At 31.5% G+C, this 2,093-nt stretch carries 2 protein-coding genes; both read right to left on the bottom strand.

Features of this window, described 5'->3' with window-relative positions; all coding sequences use genetic code 11:
• Positions 1-1,330: methyl-accepting chemotaxis protein (locus tag BKH43_RS08325; RefSeq protein ID WP_143429068.1), on the bottom strand; the 1,330-nt coding region annotated here is incomplete at its 3' end.
• A 230-nt stretch (positions 1,331-1,560) separates the two neighbouring features.
• Positions 1,561-2,093: methyl-accepting chemotaxis protein (locus tag BKH43_RS08320; protein WP_253248038.1), on the bottom strand; the 533-nt coding region annotated here is incomplete at its 5' end.

Below are 2,093 nucleotides of genomic sequence, written 5' to 3'. Positions count from 1 at the left end.
ATACATTTTGCATAGACTGAGTTATTTCTTCTATAGCAGTAGCAGATTGTTCTAAAGAGCTAGCTTGTGCATTAGAACTTTGAGATAAGTTAGTAATAGAAGTATTTAGTTTTTTAGCTTCTTCATTTAACTTTTGAGCTATGCCTAGAGAAGTTTTTGTATCTTTTACAGTTGTATCTTTTAATACATTTACACTGCTAGATATATTTAAAAACTCACCTTTTAGATTTGTAGTATCTATACTCTCTTTAAAGTCATTTTTAGAGAAGTGATTGATAGTTGCACTAATTGAATTCATATTATCTAATAGTTCTTTTAAAAAGTCTTCTAGGAATTGCTTAACAAGAGATAGCTGAGGATTAGAAGGAGCATGTTTTAAGGTTGCTTTAAAGTTACCTTGTTTGCAAGACTTTAATGTCTCTATTATCTCTTCCACACACACTTTATCCTTACTTAAACTTTCTTGGGCTAAACCTATAGATCTACTAACATTATTAATAATCATGCCTATGTCATCTTTCCCAATCTTTAGCTTATCTATATTAGCTTTATTAGCACGCTCATCTTGTTTTAAAAAGAGCACAAACTCATTAAAGATTAATCCTATATTGCCTAGTCCCTTAGATATGTATCTTGAAATTATCATCACTATAGGGAAAGTGATAAGTATAAAAATTATTATAGAAATTATGGCTGTATATAAGATATTAGTACGGATAGCATTGCTGAAACGGCTAATATTATTTTGTATATCTTGAGTGTATATTCCACTACCTACCCATACACCTGGCATAGATGCTATAGGGTAGGCGTAAGAAACTTTAGGAGCTAGAGGGGAGTTCATATCAGTTAGATGCCACATATATCTTGTTATACCACCACCTTTATTAGCAGCAGCTTGTAAGTCCAATATTAGTTTTACCCCATTTGGATCGGTTACATCTTTCCAGTCTTCTCCTAGTTTAGCACCAAACCTACTTGGATAGCCAACTAAAATAGTCCCATCAAAGGCAAAAAATGAGCCTTTATCACCATCTGTGTTGTCGTAATTATAAAAAGTATTATTTACCATCCTTTGTAGTAAGGCTAATTTTTCTTTTCGTGTAGGTAAGTCTTTAACGCCTTCACTAATTGCCATAGCCATAGACTGTACAGCTATTTTCATCTTTTCTTCTGATTCATGTTCTAATGTAGTGTCTAATCTTTGTTTTATATAACTAGTTGTATAAGTAACTATATAAAGCATTGAAAGAGCTAATACCACTATGGATATTATAGAAATTGATAGTATTTTGTATTTAATCTTAATGTTTCTGAAAAAGCCAGCCATGTGTATATCCTTTTATAAACTAAAGAAAACATTAATTCTCGCAAACAAAGTTACAGCAGCTTGAAAATTAACATAATGCTATTTTTGGTAAATCCCTTATTTAAGAAGTAAGCTAACACTTACTTCTTATCTTCTCTCCTTTTTGCCTATTTAATTTATATATATTTCTTCCCTTCTCTTTCTCTCCTCCTTTAATTCTCTTTCTCTCTCCTCCCCATTTATCCCCCCTCTCACACCTTCTTCCTATTAGCATCACTCATTATCTCATCTGCTATATGAGTTACATTACTAGATATCTTAGTAGCATCATCAGCTATATTTACATTACCTTGAGTAGATTGTTCTAATAAAGATATAGCATCATTTATTTGAGTTATACCATTAGCTTGTTCTTTTATAGATTCAGCCATATCATTAATAGATTGAACTAAGATATTAGTATTAGATTCTATTTCTCCTAAAGACTTTTGAGTTCTTTCTGCTAGTTTTCTTACTTCATCTGCTACTACTGCAAAGCCTCTTCCATGTTCTCCTGCACGTGCAGCTTCTATAGCTGCATTAAGAGCTAAGAGATTTATTTGATCTGCTATGTCTTTAATAATAACAGTAACACTTTTAATATCTTCAGATTGAGAGATTACTTCATTAGTCTTATTAGATACATTTTGCATAGACTGAGTTATTTCTTCTATAGCAGTAGCAGATTGTTCTAAAGAGCTAGCTTGTGCATTAGAACTTTGAGATAAGTTAGTAATAGAAGTAT

The organism is Helicobacter sp. 13S00401-1 (genome assembly GCF_002272925.1).
Classification (GTDB): domain Bacteria; phylum Campylobacterota; class Campylobacteria; order Campylobacterales; family Helicobacteraceae; genus Helicobacter_I.
Note: the sequence above shows the minus strand (reverse complement) of the source record. Positions and strands in the feature narration are given on the sequence as shown.